The organism is Aneurinibacillus aneurinilyticus ATCC 12856, assembly GCF_000466385.1.
GTDB classification, from domain to species: Bacteria; Bacillota; Bacilli; order Aneurinibacillales; family Aneurinibacillaceae; genus Aneurinibacillus; species Aneurinibacillus aneurinilyticus.
The window spans coordinates 781-2,751 of record NZ_KE952659.1 but is presented as its reverse complement, the minus strand read 5'-3'; the positions used below and the strand labels follow the sequence as shown (position 1 = coordinate 2,751).

1 protein-coding gene is annotated in these 1,971 nt (G+C 39.0%); it reads left to right on the top strand.

Annotation, left to right across the window (positions count from 1 at the left end):
* The first annotated feature begins 759 nt into the window (after positions 1–759).
* Positions 760–1,857, top strand: coding sequence for a GerAB/ArcD/ProY family transporter (locus HMPREF0083_RS00775; RefSeq protein WP_021618994.1), 1,098 nt, complete (start codon positions 760–762; stop codon positions 1,855–1,857).
* The last annotated feature ends 114 nt before the right edge of the window (positions 1,858–1,971 follow it).

Here is a 1,971-nt window from a genome sequence, read left to right as displayed (position 1 = left end):
CTTGGTCATTATCGCGTGTGCATGTAATTAATACGTTGAAAAACTCGGCGATTATGCCGGGTTTTTCTATGGCAACTGACTACAACTCAAATTGCAACCGTGACAGGGTAGCTACTCTAGTCCACAGGGTGATCTCCATATATTTCATGCTATTGCTCTGACAAGCGTTCAAAGAACGTTATCCAGCGTCGTTGCTACCAAGTGCCATCTGTAACTAAAAGAGCCAATTTTGCTGCACACAGTTCCTGATAACTGGAATTTATTTTGCGACTTATTGACAACTTCGTTGGCATAAGATCTGTATATAGGAAAAGTCATCCTATAATTTACAAAATGCAAACTAAAACAGCCCATCTAAACCAGATGGGCTGCTTTTCTTTTTCATCCGAACATGCAAATAATAAATGAAAAATGAGTGAGTTGAAACCTGGCGATTATGCCAGATTTTCGTTTGCCCATATATTGTTTCACAAGGCTTTTCGTCTCCCTCCCCGTGTTTACTCAGATGTTTTGCGGTCCTGCCTGGCTGAGGCAAAAAGCGCTTTTGATCACATCTGAATAGTAGCTTGAACAAGAAAAATTTTTTAACATGTTTATTATTCGGCTTACAGTTCATGTATGGATAGCTGGGTTTGTTATTTATTACACATCCTGGGTATATTTTAATTGCAAATTTTTCATATTAACAGATGTAGGAGCGCTCTAGGAGAAGGGGGAAATAACTGCTTTGTTTTCTGCAATACGAAGCAGAGTGGCTGGATGAATACAACTGAGAAGAAGAGTATAACATTAACCCAATATATTTTTGCGATTCACGGGGTACAGATGGGGCAAGATGTTCTAACGCTTCCTTCAGATGTCGCAGCAGTAGCAGGTACGGATGGCTGGATCTCTGTCATCATCGGTTCCATTATAACGATGACTGTAAGCTTATGTATTGTAGGCATTATGGCCAAGCATCCAGGAGACACTTTTCTTCAAGTGCTCACGCGATATTTTGGGAAATGGGTAGGAAAAGCTTGCATGATTATCTGGGGTCTATATTTCCTTATGTCTGTTGTTGTGCTTCTCTATTTTACAATATTGATTCTTAAGATAGTGCTCTTGCCTCAAACACCTAGTTATTCATTGGTCCTTCTCTGTATAATTCCCGTTTATATGGTCATCCGTGGCGGGGCTCGGATGCTGGGACGTTATGCGGTGTTCGTTTTTTTCTTTACAATTTGGATGCCATTATTGTTAGTACTACCGTTAGGGCAAGCGCATGGGATTTTTTTACTACCCATGATAAAAGAAGGTGCAGCTCCTATTCTATACGCAGTAAAAAATACAGTGTGGGTATTTTTGGGCTTTGAAGTGGCCTTTATTTTGTATCCTTATTTGAAAAACAAACGAATGGCAGCAAAAGGAATTGTAATTGCGAATAGTTTGTCGCTCGTTATTTATCTTTTGATTACCCTTGCCTGCTTTTCTTATTTCAGCCCGGATGGAATTACCCAATATATATGGACGACACTTAGGCTGGTAAAGCCTATTGAGTTCCCATTTCTTGAACGATTTGAAATCGTTTTTTTATCTTTCTATCTTTTCTTTTTTTCGACATCAGTTATTCCGTACGCTTTTGCAGTAACCAATAGTGTGGAGCAAATTTTTAATAAGAAAGATTGGCAGTTACCCATATACATCTTATTGCTTGGCTTATTCTTCGCCTCCTTTTTTCATAAACTAAACTATAAGGATCTTGAAACCTTGCGTATAGGATGGGGATGGGCTGGTATTATTGTTGCCTACATTTTTCCAGTCGCTCTTTTTTTGTATGTCACAGCACATCAGTACTTGAATAGACAAAGGGCGTAGTTTAGCAGCAGGTCAAAGAAAAGTCATATGATTAACCGAAGAGATAACTATATAGAAATTCACTTGACGTAGTAACAAAGGTTCAGGTGGTTGGAAGTAGGAGATTCGGAAAAA